The sequence below is a fragment of the Shewanella mangrovi genome (assembly GCF_000753795.1).
Lineage (GTDB): Bacteria > Pseudomonadota > Gammaproteobacteria > Enterobacterales > Shewanellaceae > Shewanella > Shewanella mangrovi.
Map to the genome: position 1 here is coordinate 528,216 of NZ_JPEO01000002.1, position 18,607 is coordinate 546,822.

General features: G+C 48.8%; 17 protein-coding genes. 9 read left to right on the forward strand and 8 right to left on the reverse strand.

The genetic code is table 11. The features are described from left to right. Nucleotides 1–50: 50 nt before the first annotated feature. The gene (locus tag HR45_RS04940; protein ID WP_052074508.1) at nucleotides 51–1,283 is read left to right on the forward strand and encodes an MFS transporter; all 1,233 of its coding nucleotides are present in this window, start codon (nucleotides 51–53) and stop codon (nucleotides 1,281–1,283) included. 84 nt (nucleotides 1,284–1,367) lie between these two features. On the opposite strand, the gene HR45_RS04945 is transcribed toward HR45_RS04940, so the two are convergent. The 3 genes from HR45_RS04945 to hinT are packed head-to-tail and all read right to left on the reverse strand — an operon-like array spanning nucleotide 1,368 to nucleotide 2,683. Continuing rightward, nucleotides 1,368–1,823 carry a PaaI family thioesterase gene (locus tag HR45_RS04945; protein ID WP_037440199.1) on the reverse strand — a complete coding sequence of 152 codons (456 nt, stop codon included), beginning with the start codon at nucleotides 1,821–1,823 and terminating at the stop codon, nucleotides 1,368–1,370. Then, complete coding sequence (locus HR45_RS04950; RefSeq protein WP_037440201.1) at nucleotides 1,816–2,322, reverse strand: PaaI family thioesterase; 507 nt, start codon at nucleotides 2,320–2,322, stop codon at nucleotides 1,816–1,818. The genes HR45_RS04945 and HR45_RS04950 overlap by 8 nt, the downstream gene beginning before the upstream one ends. After that, nucleotides 2,306–2,683, reverse strand: coding sequence for a purine nucleoside phosphoramidase (hinT, locus tag HR45_RS04955; protein ID WP_037440203.1), 378 nt, complete (start codon nucleotides 2,681–2,683; stop codon nucleotides 2,306–2,308). The genes HR45_RS04950 and hinT overlap by 17 nt, the downstream gene beginning before the upstream one ends. 308 nt (nucleotides 2,684–2,991) lie before the next feature. Between hinT and HR45_RS04960 the strand changes: the two genes are divergently transcribed. Next, complete coding sequence (locus HR45_RS04960) at nucleotides 2,992–4,749, forward strand: M61 family metallopeptidase (protein ID WP_037440205.1); 1,758 nt, start codon at nucleotides 2,992–2,994, stop codon at nucleotides 4,747–4,749. 261 nt (nucleotides 4,750–5,010) lie between these two features. Beyond that, nucleotides 5,011–7,338: a glycoside hydrolase family 2 protein gene (locus HR45_RS04965; protein WP_052074509.1), complete on the forward strand. Its 2,328-nt coding sequence runs from the start codon at nucleotides 5,011–5,013 to the stop codon at nucleotides 7,336–7,338. On the opposite strand, the gene HR45_RS04970 is transcribed toward HR45_RS04965, so the two are convergent. After that, nucleotides 7,312–8,235, reverse strand: a complete 924-nt coding sequence (locus HR45_RS04970) for an AEC family transporter (protein WP_037440207.1) — start codon at nucleotides 8,233–8,235, stop codon at nucleotides 7,312–7,314. The two genes, HR45_RS04965 and HR45_RS04970, sit on opposite strands and share 27 nt — an antisense overlap. A gap of 320 nt (nucleotides 8,236–8,555) precedes the next feature. Between HR45_RS04970 and HR45_RS04975 the strand changes: the two genes are divergently transcribed. Next, nucleotides 8,556–8,984, forward strand: coding sequence for a hypothetical protein (locus HR45_RS04975; RefSeq protein ID WP_037440209.1), 429 nt, complete (start codon nucleotides 8,556–8,558; stop codon nucleotides 8,982–8,984). Nucleotides 8,985–9,321: 337 nt separating this feature from the next. Further along, nucleotides 9,322–9,822 carry a (R)-mandelonitrile lyase gene (locus HR45_RS04980; protein WP_052074510.1) on the forward strand — a complete coding sequence of 167 codons (501 nt, stop codon included), beginning with the start codon at nucleotides 9,322–9,324 and terminating at the stop codon, nucleotides 9,820–9,822. Nucleotides 9,823–9,970: 148 nt separating this feature from the next. Here HR45_RS04980 and idi read toward each other — a convergent pair whose 3' ends face one another. Then, the gene (gene idi, locus HR45_RS04985; RefSeq protein WP_037440211.1) at nucleotides 9,971–10,522 is read right to left on the reverse strand and encodes an isopentenyl-diphosphate Delta-isomerase; all 552 of its coding nucleotides are present in this window, start codon (nucleotides 10,520–10,522) and stop codon (nucleotides 9,971–9,973) included. Nucleotides 10,523–10,743: 221 nt separating this feature from the next. Continuing rightward, nucleotides 10,744–11,904, reverse strand: coding sequence for an NAD(P)-dependent alcohol dehydrogenase (locus HR45_RS04990; protein ID WP_037440213.1), 1,161 nt, complete (start codon nucleotides 11,902–11,904; stop codon nucleotides 10,744–10,746). A 569-nt stretch (nucleotides 11,905–12,473) separates the two neighbouring features. Between HR45_RS04990 and HR45_RS04995 the strand changes: the two genes are divergently transcribed. After that, nucleotides 12,474–13,016, forward strand: coding sequence for a phosphatase PAP2 family protein (locus HR45_RS04995; protein WP_052074511.1), 543 nt, complete (start codon nucleotides 12,474–12,476; stop codon nucleotides 13,014–13,016). Nucleotides 13,017–13,046: 30 nt separating this feature from the next. Then, complete coding sequence (locus HR45_RS05000; protein ID WP_037440214.1) at nucleotides 13,047–13,397, forward strand: diacylglycerol kinase; 351 nt, start codon at nucleotides 13,047–13,049, stop codon at nucleotides 13,395–13,397. A 26-nt stretch (nucleotides 13,398–13,423) separates the two neighbouring features. Here the strand turns inward: HR45_RS05000 and HR45_RS19555 are convergent, their stop codons facing one another. Next, complete coding sequence (locus tag HR45_RS19555; RefSeq protein ID WP_052074512.1) at nucleotides 13,424–13,714, reverse strand: hypothetical protein; 291 nt, start codon at nucleotides 13,712–13,714, stop codon at nucleotides 13,424–13,426. Between the two features lie 1,089 nt (nucleotides 13,715–14,803). Here HR45_RS19555 and HR45_RS05010 point away from each other — a divergent pair. After that, a complete protein-coding gene (locus tag HR45_RS05010) occupies nucleotides 14,804–15,502 on the forward strand; it encodes a LexA family transcriptional regulator (RefSeq protein ID WP_156104008.1) in 699 nt (232 codons plus the stop codon). Then, the gene (locus HR45_RS05015) at nucleotides 15,499–16,230 is read left to right on the forward strand and encodes a DUF3307 domain-containing protein (RefSeq protein ID WP_052074513.1); all 732 of its coding nucleotides are present in this window, start codon (nucleotides 15,499–15,501) and stop codon (nucleotides 16,228–16,230) included. The genes HR45_RS05010 and HR45_RS05015 overlap by 4 nt, the downstream gene beginning before the upstream one ends. Before the next feature lie 375 nt (nucleotides 16,231–16,605). Here the strand turns inward: HR45_RS05015 and HR45_RS05020 are convergent, their stop codons facing one another. Beyond that, nucleotides 16,606–18,507, reverse strand: a complete 1,902-nt coding sequence (locus tag HR45_RS05020) for a bifunctional protein-serine/threonine kinase/phosphatase (RefSeq protein ID WP_241461055.1) — start codon at nucleotides 18,505–18,507, stop codon at nucleotides 16,606–16,608. Nucleotides 18,508–18,607 lie beyond the last annotated feature (100 nt).

An 18,607-nucleotide genomic window follows, 5' to 3' on the forward strand; every position in this document is an offset into this window, starting at 1 on the left:
TACATAGCAAACAATAGCGCTCAGTTGAGACACATAAAAGGATACTCACCATGCAGCCTAAAATCCCCCAAGCGCCAGCGCAGTTGTCGATGCCGCTAATGCTATTACTCTCTATTGCCTGTGGTGTCGCAGTCGCGGCGCTCTATTACAGCCATCCATTATTGCCATTGTTCGCACAATCACTGTCTGTCAGTGCCCAGCAGATCGGCGCCTTACCCACACTAACGCAAGCCGGTTATGCCCTCGGTTTACTGCTGTTAGTCCCGCTTGGAGACAAATTTGACCGCCGCAAGGTCATTGTCGTCAAAGGCTTAGCTCTTACCGCTGCATTGGCGCTTACGGCCGCCAGCCACGGCTTACCGCTATTGCTTGGCGCCAGCCTGATTGTCGGAATCACAGCGTCTATGGCGCAGGATATTATTCCAACCGCCGCGCACCTTGCTCCAGCAAATGAACGAGGCCGAGTCGTCGGCTTAGTCATGACCGGTCTGCTTAGCGGCATTTTACTGTCGCGAGTGGTGAGTGGCTTACTTGGCGATATCATTGGTTGGCGCGGCGTTTATTGGACCGCTGCCGTTGCTGTGCTGCTGCTGACGATTTTACTGTGGCGCGCCCTGCCTGCTACTGCGCCGCAAAGTCAGTTGTCAGCCGCAGAGGTATATCGCTCGATGTGGCGGCTACTGAAAGATCAACCGGCAATTCAAAAGGCGGCGCTTTCGCAAGGGCTATTAAATGCGGGTTTCAGTGCCTTTTGGACCACATTGGCGCTGATGCTGAGTCAGGCATTTCATCTTGGCAGCAGTGCGGCCGGGCTATTTGGTTTAGCTGGCGCTGCCGGCGCGCTGGTTGCCCCGGCAGTGGGGAAACTTGCCGACCGTTATGGCCCGCATAAATTAGCGCGAGTCGGCGCCCTATTCGTCAGTGTGAGTTTTGTGGTGATGCTGGTGCCGGTTTTCAGCCTGCCGATGCCAGCCTATCTGGCGCTGTTGGCGGTATTGACTGTCAGCTTTGATTTAGGGGTTCAGATAGCACTGATTTCCCATCAGACCATTATCTATAACACTGCACCAGCGGCGATGGCACGCGGTAATGCGTTGCTACTTGTCGGTGTGTTTATCGGTATGACCGCTGGCAGTTATGCCGCCAGCCAACTGTATACCGCCTTTGGTTGGCTAGGTGTAGTGGCATTTGCGTTACTGACATCGTTAGCAGCATTAGTATTGCGACTGCTGCCGGATAGCCATAAACCGAAACAGCTTAGCCTGAAGGCCAACGCCGAATAACAGCAGAAACAAGCGGGTAGTACGAAAAAAGGCCGATACGATATCGGCCTTTTTACGCTGTCAGCTCAACGGCGCTTGCTTGAATTACTCAATCAAAAAGTGCGCCCGCGCGGTGGCAATCAGTTGCTTACGACTGGTTTGCCAGCATTCAATATGCACGTTGGCCACACGGCGCCCCTGACGGGTAATGTGGCATTCAGCAAAACTGTCTTTATGGTAACCGGCACGCAGATAGTCGATAGAAAAATCCACCACCTTAGGTACTTTGCTGGTTTGCATAAACACCATCAGTTGGATAATCGCCGACATCTCCATAAAGCCGGCAATCACTCCGCCATGCAACGCAGGCAACACAGGGTTACCAATGTTGTCGTCATTGGCCGGCAGTTGAAACACTAACTCATCACCAAAGCGATTAACCTGCATGCCAATAAATTTGGCATACGGCACATGGCCGATAAGATCTGCAAAATCATTGGTTTCAGCAACCCGTGCCACCAGCGTTTTTACGTCGGTCAGCGGCTGTTTCGGCTCAGTCATACTGCGCCTCCTCGCCCATCAACGCCTTACGGAAGCTATCACCGATCATTTCCGGGCTGATGCGCATGAACGAACCCACCGCATGAGCAATCGGATCATCCACACTATCCTGATAGGCAATGGCGCGGGTAAAGGCGACACTAGATGACAAACGGTAGCATTCGGCCATGCCAAATATCGGCTTATGCGGTTGCGCGGGCTTCATATAATCGACCCGCAAATCCAGCGTCGGCGAGATTTCCAAGGTGCCAAATTTCTCTTTAATAGCGCAGACCACGGCACAGCCACTGCCCGTATCCATCAAGGTGGTGATCACCCCACCGTGCAATACACCAGTATCGGGGTAACCAATCAACTCTTCGTTATACGGCAGCTCTAGCAACACGTGATGCTCGCTGGCTTCGTGCACTTTAAGCCCGAGACGGCGACACTGCGCCAACTGTTCCACAAAACGTGTGGCCAGCGCCGTCATCGGAAAATAATCAGGATTTGTCTTCATTGTTCTCTTTTTTTCGACTCAACATCGGCCCTAACGGTTTACCACCGAGCAGATGCATATGCACATGGAACACCTCTTGGCCAGCATGCTGGTTGGTGTTCACAATCAAGCGAAAACCGTCTTCGGCAATGCCCATCTCAGCAGCGAGCTTAGCCGCCACCGTAAACAGGCGCCCAAGCGCAGCTTCGTCTGAGGCTTTGACATCATTGATGGTGGGAATGACATGGTTAGGCACAATTAACAGGTGCGTGGGGGCTTGCGCTGCAATATCGCGAAACGCAGTCACTAGGTGATCTTGGTAGACGATATCAGCGGGGATTTCACGTCTGACAATCTTACTGAACAGGGTTTCTTCAGCCATTTTACACTCTCCGGTGATTATCAATGTCAGTGACACAGTGTAGCAGTTGTGTCATCACGAAACGTCGGCGCAGATTTCTGCAGCGCTCATTATACGTTGATAGATAAGCGAATGCGCCTCATCACTAACATAACAGCTTCAATCGCCAGCAAGAAGCTGTAAAGTGATGCGAACACTTATGCGCAATAAAACAGCAACCGCTAGCAGATTGCCGAAAAAGCGATTTATTTCTGCTGGTCAGATTGCCGTGACAGGCGATTTTTGGCAGCATGTTGAGCACTTCCTCACACTTCAAATTAAGCATTCCAATGATCAGTTATCAAATTACCGCCGTTGATCCGGTGGCTCATTTATTTGAAGTATCGATGCGCGTTGACGCGCCAGCAAAACAACAAGAATTCTGGTTACCAGCTTGGTTACCCGGCAGCTATATGATCCGCGATTTCGCCAAAAATATTATTGGCTTACGCGCTTCAGATGAGATTAATCGTCCGCTACAAATTCAGCAACTGGACAAACAGCGCTGGCTGATCGAATCCGACGCCGATGTACTGCATTTACGCTACAAAATTTACGCGTGGGATCTGTCGGTGCGCACCGCCCATCTCGATCAAACCCATGGTTTTTTCAATGGCAGTAGCGTATTTCTCGCCGTGCGAGGCCAAGAACATCACCCGCACGAAGTTGAAATTCTGCCACCGAATAATATCAGTGACTGGCAAGTTGCCACCACACTGCCACGTATTAAAGGGGATGATTTCGCCTTTGGCCGTTTCCGCGCCGCCGATTACGACGAACTGATTGACCATCCGGTGGAAATGGGCACCTTTACCCTTGGCAGCTTTGAAGCCTGCGGTGTACGCCATGATGTCGTACTCACGGGCCGTCACCACTGCCATATGCCGCGCTTACTCAAAGATCTGACCGCCATTTGCGAAAGCCAGATCACGCTATTTGGTACCCCGGCACCGTTCGAACGTTATCTGTTTATGACGCAAGTGCTGAAAAATGGCTTTGGTGGTCTGGAACATCGCGCGTCAACGGCCCTGCACTGCGCCCGTAACGAACTACCAAAATCGATGGATGCGCCGGTAGATAAAGACTATCGCAGCTATCTCACCCTCTGCAGCCATGAGTATTTCCACAGCTGGAACGTCAAACGCATCAAACCGAAAGCGTTTATTCCGTACCAACTGGAAAGCGAAACTTATACGCCGCAGTTGTGGGCCTACGAAGGCATTACCTCGTACTACGATGATTTGATGACGTATCGTAGTGGCCGGGTGGATAAACAAAGCTATTTAGAACTGCTCAGCCAGACCTTTACCCGCGTGTATCGCGGTACTGGCCGACTGCAGCAAAGCCTAAGCGATTCCAGTTTTAATGCGTGGACCAAGTTCTACAAGCAGGATGAAAACGCTGGCAACGCCATCGTCAGCTACTACACCAAAGGCGGTTTATTTGCCCTCTATCTGGATCTGACGCTGCGCCTAGAAACCAACGGCGAAAAAACGCTCGACGATCTAATGCGCTTGTTGTGGCAACGCTTTGGCCAAAAGGCGATTGGGACTGACGATGATAGTCATCAGCAGCTTTATAGCGAACTGCTGGGCCGCGATGCCAGCGCCGAATTTGCCTGGATTGATAAAGCAGAAGACCTGCCGCTGGCGCAGCTACTGGCCAAATTTGGCGTGGAATTGAAACTGCGCGCGAGCAGCAGTAACAGTGACCAAGGCGGGGGCGAAGCTGAAGGGCTCAACGTTGGCTTCGGCGCTAAATACAAAGCTGAAGGCATGGGCATTCGTATCGTCAGCGTTGCCAATGGCTCACCTGCTCATAAAGCCGGTTTGAGTGCCAAAGACTTATTGATTGCCGCTGACAACTTGCAAGCTGGCGCGCAATTTGAGCAATTCCTGCAACTCTATCAGGAACAGAAAAGCGTCACGCTGCATTGGTTCCGCGACGATGTGTTGATGAGCGGCGAGTTGCCGATTGAAGTCGCGGCAAAAGATACTGTCTCGCTGTTGATTAGCGATGAAGAGAAAATCAACGCTTGGCTTGGCTAAGCGCGAAAGTCATTCGCTGCAATTAGGCGAATTCAGCATAAATAGAGAGCGGCATTGCCGCTCTTTTTTTGGGCTTATTTTCTTTGTTTAACAACTTATAAACGCACTTATGGCGCGTTCACCCGCTTCGCCAAATCGCTTAAATTTCAATAAATAGCAGCTTCGCTCACACTTAGGTCGCAATGACTGTCGCCTCTTATATTTGTATGATAATTATGCAGAATTAATACTCACACTCGGGTTCAACAACAAGGAAACGTCATGTCAGTATTACGCTTAGTAGCCGCCTGTGTACTTGTCTCAGCATTGTTTATCAGCGATGCCCAAGCAACGACGTCCGACCGTATAACGCTCAACTTCAACACAGGTTGGCTCTATTACCCAGGCGATATTGCCAATGGCCAACAAGCGGCGCTATCCGAAAGCCGCTTTACAGCTGTATCACTGCCACATGCCAATAAGTTAATGGACAAACATGCAGATGTTGATGCCGACGCGTTTCGCTTTGTGTCTTGGTATCGTCGTCATTTTGCTCTGCCAGAGCGCTACCAACAAAAACGGGTACTGCTCAATTTTGAAGGCGTCGCGACGGTCGCCGATGTGTTTATTAATGGTCATCACATTCAGCAACATAGAGGCGCTTACAGCGAATTTACTGTCGATGTGACCGATTATGTTCGCTTTGGCAGTGCCCAGGACAACCTAGTCGCGGTGCGCGTTGATGCCACCAAACATAGCGACATTCCGCCCGAAGGTGACAAAGTCGACTACATGCTATTCGGTGGTATCGTTCGTGATGTCAACATGCTGCTGACTAGCCCTGTGTATTTAAACCATAGTTTTGTGCGTGCCACGTCGCTGACACAGACAAAAGCTGAGGTCGCCGCCTCCAGCAACATCATCAATACCACAGGTAATCCACAATCGTTGACCCTGCGGAGTGAACTGCGTGATGCCGCGGGGCAGTTAGTGGCCGAAAATACGCAAGAGCTGCAAATCAGCGCTGCGCCAACGACAACCACCGCCGATCTGCTCAGCCAAATAACGACACCACAGCTGTGGGACGTAGATGCCCCTTATCTTTACCACGCCACGCTGTCGCTGCTGCAGCATGGCAAGCTCATTGATAGCGAGCACTCGCGCCTAGGACTTCGCAGTGTCAAATTCGCCCCTGATGGCTTTTACCTGAATCAGCACAAATTGCCGCTGATAGGACTTAATCGACACGAACAATGGCCATGGCTTGGGCGAGCGGTGCCAAATCGCCTGCAAGTGCGCGATGCCGATCGACTCAAATATGAGCTTGGGCTCAACATCGTGCGCCTGTCTCACTATCCACAAGATCCAGCATTTTTAGATCGCGCCGATGAAATCGGCCTGCTGGTACTGGAGGAACTGCCCGGTTGGCAACATATTGGCGATAGCGCTTGGCAGCAACTGGCGTTAAACGATCTTGAAGCGATGATCCTCCGTGATCGCAACCATAGCGCCATCATCTCTTGGGGAGTTCGCATCAATGAATCCGCCGATAACCATGATTTTTACCAAGCGACCAATCGGCTGGCACAGCAGCTAGATCCCAGCCGTGAAACTCATGGAGTGCACACCAATGAAAATCCCGATGGTGAGTATCTCGAAAACGGCTTTTATGGTTACAACGACTATAACTGTTGGGATGGCACCCACGACTTAAAACCGCCGCGCAGCATGCCTTGGTTAATCACCGAAACTAACTGCAAGTGGAAACTGGTATTACCCAACGCCAGTGACGCAGCGTGGGTTGAGCATATGAACGAGTTTGCCCGCATCAGCAACGACGCGCTGGCTAACCCACATATCCTCGGTGCTATCGGCTGGAGTTATGTGGATTACAACACTGAAGTTGACTACAACAACACCCACAAGAATTTTTATAGCGGCGTCTATGATCTGTTTCGCTTACCCCGTTTTGCGGCCTATTTTTATCAATCTCAGCGCGATCCGGCGCGCTACGGGCCTATGGTGAAAATTGCCAGTTTCTGGAACCAAGACTCACCCGACAAGGTCACCATTGCCACCAATGCGGAAGAGGTCGAATTATGGCTCAATGGCAAATCGCTTGGGGTTTTCACACCTAACCTCTATACACAACTGCCTCATCCGCTGCTTGAAGTACCCGTCACGTTTGCCGCTGGCGAACTGCGCGCTGAGGCACGTATTCACGGACAAATCGTGGCGGTAGATAGCGTCTATTCCGCCAACACAGCCAGCCAACTCAAGCTCAGTGTCGACGACAAACAATTACAGGCCGATGGCGCTGATCTCACCCGTGTCATTGTTGAGGCGCAGGATAAACAAGGGCATTGGGTCGCCAGCAATCACAGCGAAGTGACGTTTGCGCTGCAGGGCGTCGGCACGTTATTGGGCGAGAATCCGCTCAAGCTCGAAAATGGCCGCGGCATTATTTTTGTGCAAAGCGACTATCTGCGCACCGGGGCGATCACGGTCAGCAGCAGTGCTGCGGGGCTGAAAACTGATGCTGTTTCACTGCGTTCGGCGTTGCCGACGGCAACTTATGTACCACTACCAAGTGCTCAAGGTCAGCATTAATGGCAATGTGGCTAAGCTGGCGATAGTGGATAAGGTCAAACTGGTGACCGGAAATTCGGTGTTCTTGCCCGTAAGCTGCGCAAAAATCACCGACATTCCGGCGACCGGGCAAGCACTCAAAGCGGTGACCACAATCAGCATATCGCCGCTGATGCCGAGCGCCAGCAGTGCCAGTAACACAACCCCAGGAAACAGCAAATTCCGCATAAATACGCTTATCCACGCCATGCCGCTAAACCAGATACGACCAATTCTCACTGGCGCCATTGCGGCGCCGACCAGAATCATGGCGAGCGCCGTGTTCATTTTCCCCACATGACCAATGGCATCATGCAACGCGGTTGGCAAATGCACTGACAGCACGAAGAAGATGCAGCCCACAATCGCCGCCAGTGTATTCGGGTTTAACACCACTTTGATTAATGCGCTGCGATCTAACCGACCAGAGTGCGTTAATAAGCCATGGGTCCACACAAAAATGCCGTTGACGGCAATATAAACGGAGCCGTAAAACGCGCCATTACTGCCGACCAAGGCCACCACAAACGGCAACCCCATAAAGCCACAGTTTGAATAGACCGCGGTAAACTGCATCTGCTCGGCGATGCCGCGTTGCTGCAACGCTTTGCCATTGAGCAGCAGTTTGCTCATCACGATAAACAGCATATGAATGCCAAAAGACAGGCCGCCCACCAGCATAAAGTTGTGCCACAGTTCAGGCGAGTATGGAATTTGAAAGGCGTTAAATACCAGACATGGCATCACCACGTAACACAGTAGCCAGGTCAATTTATCACAGGCGGACTTATCTAAAATTTTAGATCTGGCGAGGCCGTAACCGAGTCCCATCAGCAAAAACAGCACCATTATCTGATTAACAATTACGCCAACACCCATGTTCTTTGTAGTCGCCTATCCTATTGAAAGGGATAGTATACGCTGTTATTGACGCTTGTTAATGGCTCATTAACAGCGTCGAATTTTGCGGCCCTAGAGCGGCGCAGAGTTTTATCAGTATTTCCGCAATTAAGCTGCGGCAGTTGCGGGGCTTAGCGCGACAAACATTTCGTGGGCTGGTTATTTTTTATTCTACATTTGCCAGCTATAGTGAAGTTAGCTCGGCACCTGTAAGCATGACGACTCGCAGGCAAGTTTCGCGCGACACCTCGGATGTTATGGGGTGAATTTTCCGCTGACTATTTGGAATGGATGCAAATATGGCTCATGAAAAACACCTCGCCAGAACCATCGACGGCGCACTTATCCATCTACTCGACAAAGACAACACCATTAAAATATCGCCTTCTGCGTATTTCAAAAAATACGTAAGAGTGCTGCTGCCCTACGCGATCACGCCGTTTAGTAACACTGGGCGTATGTTTCTGGTCAATCGCGAATATAAGCCGCTCGGCATTGGGGATTTTAATGAGTGGGTGGACTATACCGAATATCAGTGCAGCCTGTCTCAACAGAGCTATGAGCAGTTGAGCGAGCTGCCGTTAGTCGACGGCTTAAAAAACGCCGCTGGTATTTTTCTGTACCAAGACTCTACTTGTCCGTGGGATGCGCAAGCGCATATGGACAGTTATCATCAAACCTTGAAACAGCTGGTGACCATTCTAAAAAGTAACATTATCTGCGGCTGACATTAGCCGACTCATGGTTTAAATGATTCAAATTCATAACATTAATGAATAATAAACATTAGTCATCACACTGGTCTATCAGGGTATTATGGTGTGATATAACCAAATGCTGAGTCTACATCTTGCTGGATAGCGGATGCGTTATGTTAAATCCACAGCAACACTCGTGCATAACGTGATAACGACGCCATTCTGCATCTTATCTCGTGAATACCTTGGCCATTCATTATGGTGACGCTAATACTTTCTGGACGCAGTCACATCATTTGCTGATGCTGCAGCTCATTGTTTATCGCATGGCCAATCCACTTGGTGCCAATAAAGAACTGGAGATCACATGAATCACAAACTGACGTCACTACTGTTAGCCGCAGGTTTTTTAACCGCTGCTAACGGCATTGCTAACGCCGCAGAACCCGCCAAAGCTACGGGTCAGGAACTCTATCAAGCGGGCACCCAAGGTCATTTTAAAGGGCCTGAAAAATACTTTACCGGTGATGTATCGGTCGACATGATATTCCCCGCCAACGATACCGCCCATTACTCAGGAGCTTATGTCACCTTCCAGTCTGGCGCTCGCACTGCTTGGCATTATCATCCAGCAGGTCAACATATGATTGTGACCTCAGGTGTCGCACTTACCGGTACCCGCGATGGCAAAATCATCAAGTTTAAAGCTGGTGATAGTGTCTGGTGTCCACCGAATATTGAACACTGGCATGGTGCAACGCCAGATGCACCGATGACCCATCTGGTGATCACCGCCAGCAAAGACGGCCAGAACGTGGTTTGGGGTGACAAAGTGACCGATGCCGAGTATCTCGGCAAGGCTAAGTAGTTCGCTCACTCACAAGCGTTAGCCAAGCCACCTCAGCAACCATCGCTATCGTATTTAGCGATGACCTTGTTGCTTGGGTGGTTTTTTTATTGCTGAATTCCGCAAAAAACCACCCATTTAGCCAGCCCAAACACGTTAGTGCCGACCGTTAAATTTGTGCCTGATAATCCTTTAGGCCCCGCGCAATGTTGGGATGCAGTAGTTGCTGCACCATCCACGGACTAAACAGAAATGCCTGATGTTCAACCGCCTGCAACAGCCGCGCAAAATCGACCCACTGATATTGATCAACCTCTGCCGCAACCGCGTTCACCTCGCCTGCCGCCTGCGCGGCAAAAATCGGGCAAAACTCATGTTCGACAATGCCGTTGCTGTCACGAGCGTAGTAACTAAACTCATCAAAAATCGGCTGAATATGCTGCAACGCTAATCCCAATTCATCACCTGCTCTACGCGCAACCGCAGCTGTGAATACCTCCTCCGGCAGCGGATGACCGCAAAAGGAGTTGCTCCAGACGCCCGGCCAGGCGATTTTGTGTAATGCTCGGCGGGTGAGCAGTAGTTGCTGCTGCGAGTTGAACACATAACATGAAAATGCGAGGTGCAGCGGCGTGTTGTGGTTGTGGAGCGTGGCTTTATCGGCCGTACCAATGGGTGAGAATGCATCGTCCAGTAACACGACGAGTTCTTTAGGTGGCATAAGTGTCATCCTATTACAACTAAGGTTATCTCTATCCGTTCCTGATCCACTATCCTAGTGCGCCGTCCTGAGCGTAATTTTAATGGCGATAACATCGGCATCAATTGCCAGCGTCATTCCAAGTGTAGACGGGTTCCCTTGCTGTCAGCCAGCTATCCCCCACAGGCAAAACAAAGGGCGATAATGAATATCGCCCTTGAGATACTTATCACAATCTGAACTTAGAACGTCGCCGCGTCGATAACGTAACGATAGCGCGCTTCCTTGTTCACAACACTTTCCCACGCGTCGTTAATTTGATTTGCTTTGATCTTTTGGATCTTAGGCAGAATATTGTTCGCCGCGCAGTAGTTCACCATCTCTTGAGTTTCTTTAATGCCACCAATCAAAGACGCATTAAAATTCACGCGCGAGAACGCCAGATACAATGCATTCACTGTCACTTCGGACTTAATCGGCATGCCCACCTGAGTAAAAGTACCGTACGGCTTCACTATCGCAGCGTAGGCCGCCACATTGAAGTCATATGGAATAGTGCTCAACAAGTAGTCCATTTGGCCGTTGTATGCGCCCAGCTTGCTCAGGTCGTCTACCACCACGGCTTCTTTTGCACCGAAAGCCAAAATATCTTTCACTTTAGAAGGCGACGTCGTGAACGCGTAAACTTCGGCACCTTTCGATACCGCAAACTTAATCGCCATATGGCCCAAACCACCAATACCGGCAATGCCCACTTTCATACCTGGCTTGATATCAGCACGCATCAGTGGTGAATAAGTCGTGATACCGGCACACATCAGTGGCGCAGCTTCTTCAAAGCTGATGTTTTCAGGCACATGCATCACAAAGTTTTCTTCGACGACGATGTTGTTTGAATAGCCACCTTGCGAAATACCGGTTGGTGAGCGGTCATCCGGATAGCCATAAGTAAAGATGGTGTCTGGGTTGTACTGCTCTTCATCGGTGTCGTGATGATGGTTGTGGTTACCGACCATACAACCTACGCCAGCACGGTCGCCCACTTTAAATTTAGTGACGTTTTTACCCACGGCAGCCACCACACCCACGATTTCGTGGCCCGGTACTTGCGGATATTTCTGTTTGCCCCAGTGACCTTTCTCTTGGTGAATATCAGAGTGGCAGATACTGGCGAACTTAATGTCGATCAGTACGTCATTATCACCGACTGGACGACGTTCAAATTTCCACGGTTTCAGCTTGCCTGATTCATCAAAGGCGGCGTAGCCTCGTGATTGAATGTTGCCAGCGGCTGGACTAGCAAACACGTTCATTGGGCCGGCCAACATAGCGCCCATACCGACAGCGCCGGTGAATTTCATCACTTTTCTTCGGTTATGATCATGATCTTTACCGTCACACATTCAAAATCTCCTTAGTCAGGTTGGTCATCTTCCGCGATGCCATGTGTTGCACCTATACGTCATAAATCATTGATTGATTAATTCTTTATGAAATAAGGTCTGTTATTGTTTAACGTTAACGCTAAACCACCACAATTCGCATTATCGTCGCCGCTAGCAGTAGCAAAAACTGGCAAGGTTCTGCCATGTTTCCAGCATTGTGCATACGCCTCGCCGTGCAGAATATCCACATCATTTTAGCTACTGACATTGTCAATGAATTTGCCAATATCCAATAGCATGTTCCTGTAATTTTCTTGCCCGATTTTACAAATTTGGCGCTTAACACGCTAAATCAGGCAACTGAAATTAAGATGAAGACGGCTCTCGGTTATCGACGCCATTCGTTAAACACCACCAGTGCCGCGGCCAAACTCAGCGCTGATGCCTTCAACCAAAAGGTTACTTTTTCATTACGCTTAATTAACTGTTAATCTTTGCTCTCTAGCGTGAGCCGATATTCGTTGCGCTGCATTCATACAGACATAGCGCTTTTGTCTTAATCAACAACAATAAATAATAGGAATGCGATGAAATCTTTGCCGCTAACCCTCAACGCCGCCTTGCTGTGTGCCACCGCCTTTTTGACTCAGAACGCACTGGCAGCTTCCACCGTAGAAACCTCAGGCGATATCGGCCTAGTGGCCATTCCCGTCGCCGCATGGGGTCTGAGCCAACTGAAGGACGATAGCGAAGGTCAATATCAGCTTTATTGGGGCGTTGGCGCCACCTTCCTCACCACCGAACTGCTGAAGTACACGATTCACGAACGCCGTCCCGATGGCAGTGATAACGACAGTTTTCCTTCCGGTCACACCTCGATTTCATTCGCCGCCGCCACCTATGTGCAGCAACGTTATGGCTGGAAGACGTCCATCCCCTTCTACGCCGCCGCCACTTATGTCGGCTGGTCACGGGTTGACTCAGATCGTCACTACACCAAAGATGTGGTCGCCGGTGCTTTAGTGGGTTATCTCAATGCCCGTTATTTCACTGAGCCTTTTCACGGTGTGCAGGTTGCCGCGTATTCAGAAGGTGATGCTGTCGGTATTAAGCTGCATATGGCATTCTAAGCTTATTGAGATTAAGCAACGGTAGACTCCGTGAAAAACCAGTCGTTTATCAAAAAGTTGGGCTACGCCATTAACGGTTTTATCTACGCAGTTAAAACCGAACACAATATGCGCCGCCATCTTGCCGCGGCGATATTGGCCGTCGCAGTATTTGCCTGGCGCCAACCCAGTGCCATCTGGTGGGCGCTGATTGTGTTGTGTATCGCGCTGGTGTGGGCGGCGGAATTAATCAACTCCGCCGTTGAAGGCCTGATTGACCATCTCCACCCAGAGATTCATCCGCAGATTGGCCATATCAAGGATATGTTGGCAGGTATGGTGTTGGTGTTCAGTCTCGCTGCCGTGGTGGTTGGCGTATTGGGCTTGTATTCGACCCTGTAATCAGTCGTCAATCAATACCGCGCGGTTTATTCATAATCATAAGGGGTGAAATTAATCCCGTAGCCAAAAGGTTTGTCACTCGGCGCTTGTTCAGGTTCAGTCGCAAAAATTTTGATGTCGCCAATGATTTCAAAGCCAATCTGGCGGCCAATGACATCCAGCATATCGGCGCTTTGATCCGCATTGAGCGCCCATGTTTTCATCGTCATAATCGCGGGGCCCCGCGGACATACAAAGCCATCTTGTAACTCGCCGACAATACCATCGCCTAACACAGTAAAGTGGCTAAATTCGGTGGTTTCTGGCTGTTTACTCATGAGTTGTCCTTTTCGTTAGTCGCATTACACAGATCAAAGCCGATGCAGGCAAAATTAGCTAGCCCAGCTATTATCTGTTTGCCTGTCCATCATATGCAAATTGCCATCTCGCAAAAGTTAGAAGGCATTATCACCTTTCGTAAATTTGGCCGTTACACCGCTGCCCCGACGTCGCGAAATACTACGGCGCGCCGAAGGGAATTGGGTATGCTTGAAAGTTGGCAATTTCATCTGTTAAGAAATCCGTTGCTTTTTTGCACGATGTGCTAAATCACCTGCGGTGGGCGCATGCACACGCAGTTCAGTGGCACGCTGTGAACACAATCCCTGTGCGCTCGACGCCAGCATCGACGTACAGGATGTACTAATGCCGTAGAGCACACGGATGTGCGAGAACGGCCATGCTGGCGACGGTTACTGCCCCGCATGTGCTGGAAAATTTCGGTGAATTCCTGTGAATTTGGGCGTGGCTGCACGTCCGACTAAGATCAATTTTTAGTATCGCAGACGGCGAGTTGTTGTAGGTCACTGACGGCGAGATCTTCGAGGAATGGGAAGAAAGCTTCGTTGGAGTTGAGCTTGAGGTACAACTTACACTATGATGCGTTATTTAAGGTAAACCATTTAAAAACAACAGCTTAAATAACAATATTATATTTCAACAACAATTTTTTAATGACCTCAATATTCACCTCCTTTTTATGTCATCAAAACGTGAGGAAAACTGAATCCCAAACAGATCACATCATTAACATTTCTCAATGAATGTCTTTAGTCACTAAGACAAAAAGTAACCATTTTTGGTTACTAGTGGCAATAGTAACACCTTAGAGTTACTATCATTAAAAGTAACCATTTTTGGTTACTAGCGGCAATAGTAACACCTTAGAGTTACTATCATTAAAAGTAACCATTTTAGATTACTAGTAACAATTTTAGGTTACTAGTGGCAATGGTAACACCTTAGCGTTACTATCATGAAAAGTAACAATTTTAGGCTACTAGTAGCAATAGTAACACCTTAGCGTTACTATCATGAAAAGTAACAATTTTAGGTTACTACTAATAAACACGATTATGGTTGGTTTTATGGTGAAGGTGAAAGAAAAAATAGTTGTAGAAAGAAACGAGCTTAACACTCCCATAGCAGTACTAAGTGGGGACATCATTCGCTCTACAGACCTATCAGACGAAATGTATGAAGATTTGCTCTACACATTACATAACCAACTAGCTTTAATTAGAACCTCTGACCCAAATAATAAATTTGAAATAAGTAGAGGAGATGCGTTTCAGATTTTTGTTAAAGATGCTAAGAATGCTGCAACTTATGCTCTTCTCATTAGAACTAGTTTAAGAAGCAGAAATAGTCGTTATGATTGTCGGATAAGCGTAGCTATTGGAAATAATGAAGGCATGGTGTTTAGAAACTCTTTAGGTAGCTCTACAGGTAACATATTTACACTATCTGGGAGAAACTTGGATAGTATGAAGCCAGCCACTTTAAAAATAACCACACCCATAAAATCTTTTAATGAAAATTTTGAACTGCTAACTAAATACCTAGATAATCAAATGTCTGGATTAACAGAAAGACAGTCTGAAATTGTGTATGAAATATTAAAGAATATCACCCTAAACAATAAGAATATCACTCAAAAAGAAATAGCCGAAACTTTAGAGGTTAATAGAGTATCAGTAAATCGCTCGATTAATTCTGCAAATTTAAATCTAATAACTGAATATGTCGAATTTTTCTCAAAAAAAATAACGGAGTATTTTATTTGAACAACTTCCCAATATTATTCACCTCGCTAATTATATTGCATATATTAGGTGACTTTTATTTTCAACCTAATAGCTGGGTTAAAGATAAAAACAAAAATCACATAAGTTCATTAAAACTGATTAATCATGCTGTTATACAGGCAATTATGTCTTGTATCCCAATATTATATGTAACAACTTATTGGAAAACGATTCTTTGTACATTCTTTATAGTTGGTATTACACATTGGGCGATTGACATTTTGAAAACTTACAAGAATGGCTTACGCTATTTAGTCGTAGATCAAATCCTGCATTTTTCAATCTTATTTCTAATATCTATACATGCATCACAGTTAGATTTATCATCAATAGAGATTAAAAACTATGTTTTTAATAAATACATTTTAAGTTTGACTTTAGGATTTCTTCTTATTCTTAAGCCAACATCGATATTTATCGGAACAATGCTGAGCAAATATTCTTTATCCATTGATGAGAATAAAGGCCTTATTTCTGGAGGGGAGACCATAGGGTATTTAGAAAGAATAATAATCCTTATATTCACAATTACAGGCGAATTTTCCGTCATTGGCTTTATATTAACCGCTAAGTCAATATTTAGATTCGGCGATATGAAAAGCGCTCAAGATCATAAGCTAACCGAATACTTTCTCCTTGGGACATTAATTTCTGTAACAATTACAATAACTGTTGGACTAATAATAAAATACTTTATTTTAAAATAAAATATTTTACCTATGGAGATTTTTGGCAACACCAATTCCCCTCGGCGCGGCGAAGGTGCGTTGGGCAGACATTGAGCAAGCGAGGCATTCGCCGTTCCCGCACATCCATGTGCTCCACGGCATTAATACATCCTGTATGTCGATGTCTCGAAGCTACGCTGCGGAATGGATTCCGAATCAGAGCGATTTGCGAAAATGGCAAACCAGAAGCGCCGTAGCGTTTCGCGACGTCGGGGCAGCTGGGGGATTGACAAGGGGGCGAGGCTGTCCAGCCCCCTTGTCCTCTGGTGTGGAGCGAGTAGCTCCACGACTTTGGCAAACGCAGTTTGCTATCACGCAGTGATAAGCCCAACGGGAAGTTTGAAGGCATCACCTTCAACCAAGCAACGCAAGTAATAACCCCAAAATCACCAAAAACTGAACCCCACATACCAGCTTAAAAAACTTCAACGGCTCCCGTTGCAGTAACGGCACAAACTGCCCTGCCACCGCCACCCGCGCGGGCGTCGACAGTGCGGTAAAAAACTCATGGGTATCAGCATAACGATCAGCCGGATTAATACTCAGCGCACGGCGCACCGCTGCATCCATCCACGACGGCACTTCGGGCGCTAACTCAGCGATAGATTGGTATTTGAGTGCGGCAAAATCTTTCGCGCTGCGGCACTCGGCCAACTTGCCATAAAACGGCAGTTTGCCGGTGAGCATCTCAAAAGTGATCACCGCCAGCGAGAACAGATCTGACTGCATACTGCCGATGTGGCCGAGCAGCAACTCGGGTGCAGAATAATCGGCAGTGCCGAGAATATGGTCGCGCTCGATGGGAGAGGCGATTTCCGCCAAACCGCGCACATAACAGGAGCCGAAATCCAACAGTTTCACCCGTTTGTCTTGGCAAACCATCACGTTACCGGGCTTGAGATCACGGTGCACCATCTCTCGCCGATGCAGCGCTCTTAGCCCTGCTTCCATCTGGCTGACCAGATGCAGTGTGGTGTCAGGGTCGCATTTTTTGCCCGCCAGCCAGTTATCTAAAGGCTGGCCGTTGAGGTATTCGGTCAGGTAATACAAGGCAGATTTAGGTTGGTCGTGATCCACCAAAGCCACCACGTTTTGATGACGAATGCGGCTGCCAATCCAGCTTTCTTGCATAAAGCGCTCGATGTAGGCGGCATCATCAATGTAGTTGACCGACGGGGTTTTCATTACCGCCAACTGCCCTTGCGGGTTTTGCACCAGATACACCTGACTGCGCTCGCTTTCGTGCAAAATTTTACGCACGCGATAGCCGTCAAGGCTTTGCCCGAGAGACATCGGTGGTGGGAAGGGTTTGCTGGATAAACGCAGATAGAGGTCGTTTTTATCCATCGACGGCAAGCTGGCCACTTGCAGATATTGGCAGCTGAGGTTGTCGTCACTGCCGGCGGCTAACGCCAGTTCCACCAGTGAACGGCACAGATGCTCGCAGTCTTCATCATCTTGGACGGGATGATTGACCAGATGTTCGACCAAGGAGTTATGGCTTAAGTAGCCATGAATGCCGTCGGTCATCAGCAAAATAGCATCACCTGCTTGCAGGGCTAAGCTGCTGTAATCAATTTCTAATTTTGGTTCTAGCCCCAATGCACGGGTTAAGAATGTGCCCTCGCCTGCGCTGCCTTTACTGCAAGCATGATCGCGTGTCAGTTGGCGTAATTCGCCTTGACGCCACAGGTACACCCGCCCATCGCCCACATGCATCAGATGCAGGCTACAGGATTTAATAATGGCGGCACTAAAGGTACATACGTAACCCCGGCTGGCGTCGCGAAAATCGCGACCCAAGCCGAGTAACCATTGGTTGATGGCGGCAAGCACTCGCTGGCTGGCGGTTTGTACCGACCAACTGGCTGGCGTGGAATAATAATCGGAAAGGAAACTACTGACCGCTGTGCGCGCCGCTTGCTCGCCCGCTTCGGCGGCGCTGACGCCATCGCAAATCACTGCCGCAATCCCTTTATTGTGCAACAACTCAGATTCAGGCACGCGAATGCCGATGGCATCTTCGTTGCGCAGTTTGATGCCTGCGCTTGAGGCTTGTCCCGCCAGCAAGTGTAAGCCGCTGGCGAAGGGGAGTTCTGGCTGGCTCGCGGCAGATGTTGCCGCGCTGGCAAGGGTTCGCGCTGCAGCGTTGGCGTCTGCTGGCACTTTCATTGACGAATCGGCTGGCGCATCGGTTGCCACATCTTTTGCCACACCTTTTGCCAACTCTTTTGCCACATAAGTCGCTGAGTTCATCGGCGCTCCTCCCTTCCATTTTCACGCCAGAAACGCGTTACCCGCGCCCTTATGACTGGCGCGGGTTTCATACGGTTTACCGCAGTAAACGGCGAACGTA

What these genes read in the sequence shown, in the direction of transcription:
- HR45_RS05020 (WP_241461055.1), bottom strand. Translation starts at nt 18,507, where the DNA reads ATGAACTCAGCGACTTATGTGGCAAAAGAGTTGGCAAAAGGTGTGGCA.
- HR45_RS19555 (WP_052074512.1), bottom strand. Translation starts at nt 13,714, where the DNA reads ATGAGTAAACAGCCAGAAACCACCGAATTTAGCCACTTTACTGTGTTA.
- HR45_RS04990 (WP_037440213.1), bottom strand. Translation starts at nt 11,904, where the DNA reads ATGTGTGACGGTAAAGATCATGATCATAACCGAAGAAAAGTGATGAAA.
- HR45_RS04950 (WP_037440201.1), bottom strand. Translation starts at nt 2,322, where the DNA reads ATGAAGACAAATCCTGATTATTTTCCGATGACGGCGCTGGCCACACGT.
- HR45_RS04980 (WP_052074510.1), top strand. Translation starts at nt 9,322, where the DNA reads ATGAATCACAAACTGACGTCACTACTGTTAGCCGCAGGTTTTTTAACC.
- HR45_RS04945 (WP_037440199.1), bottom strand. Translation starts at nt 1,823, where the DNA reads ATGACTGAGCCGAAACAGCCGCTGACCGACGTAAAAACGCTGGTGGCA.
- HR45_RS04995 (WP_052074511.1), top strand. Translation starts at nt 12,474, where the DNA reads ATGAAATCTTTGCCGCTAACCCTCAACGCCGCCTTGCTGTGTGCCACC.
- idi (WP_037440211.1), bottom strand. Translation starts at nt 10,522, where the DNA reads ATGCCACCTAAAGAACTCGTCGTGTTACTGGACGATGCATTCTCACCC.
- HR45_RS05010 (WP_156104008.1), top strand. Translation starts at nt 14,804, where the DNA reads ATGGTGAAGGTGAAAGAAAAAATAGTTGTAGAAAGAAACGAGCTTAAC.
- HR45_RS04975 (WP_037440209.1), top strand. Translation starts at nt 8,556, where the DNA reads ATGGCTCATGAAAAACACCTCGCCAGAACCATCGACGGCGCACTTATC.
- hinT (WP_037440203.1), bottom strand. Translation starts at nt 2,683, where the DNA reads ATGGCTGAAGAAACCCTGTTCAGTAAGATTGTCAGACGTGAAATCCCC.
- HR45_RS04965 (WP_052074509.1), top strand. Translation starts at nt 5,011, where the DNA reads ATGTCAGTATTACGCTTAGTAGCCGCCTGTGTACTTGTCTCAGCATTG.
- HR45_RS04940 (WP_052074508.1), top strand. Translation starts at nt 51, where the DNA reads ATGCAGCCTAAAATCCCCCAAGCGCCAGCGCAGTTGTCGATGCCGCTA.
- HR45_RS04960 (WP_037440205.1), top strand. Translation starts at nt 2,992, where the DNA reads ATGATCAGTTATCAAATTACCGCCGTTGATCCGGTGGCTCATTTATTT.
- HR45_RS04970 (WP_037440207.1), bottom strand. Translation starts at nt 8,235, where the DNA reads ATGGGTGTTGGCGTAATTGTTAATCAGATAATGGTGCTGTTTTTGCTG.